The organism is Streptomyces sp. SID11385, from assembly GCF_010548245.1.
Taxonomy (GTDB): domain Bacteria; phylum Actinomycetota; class Actinomycetes; order Streptomycetales; family Streptomycetaceae; genus Streptomyces.
In genome coordinates this window covers 1-239 of the sequence record NZ_JAAGLR010000030.1, presented here as the reverse complement: position 1 = coordinate 239, position 239 = coordinate 1, and the positions used below count along the sequence as shown (strand labels likewise).

At 72.4% G+C, this 239-nt stretch carries 1 pseudogene; it reads right to left on the bottom strand.

Features of this window, described 5'->3' with window-relative positions:
* A pseudogene (locus G3I42_RS00945) lies at positions 1-239 on the bottom strand (M1 family peptidase); the annotation flags it as partial.

Genomic DNA, 239 nt, shown 5'->3' with positions numbered 1-239 from the left:
TCGTCGGGGGCGGTGATCCGGAAGGTGAAGTACGCCTTGTCGGACGGGTGGTCGTTGCTGGGGAAGACCCGGTGCCCGGCGTCGGCCTGGTTGGCCATGGCGAGCCCGTCGGCCGTCGGCACCCAGCCGCCGTTGTTCCGCTCGCCCCGGGGGTCGCTGGTGTGCCGGACGGTGATCCGCAGCGGCACGCCGGCCGGGAGCCGTCCGGACGGTTCGACGATCAGGTCCTCGTCCTCTAC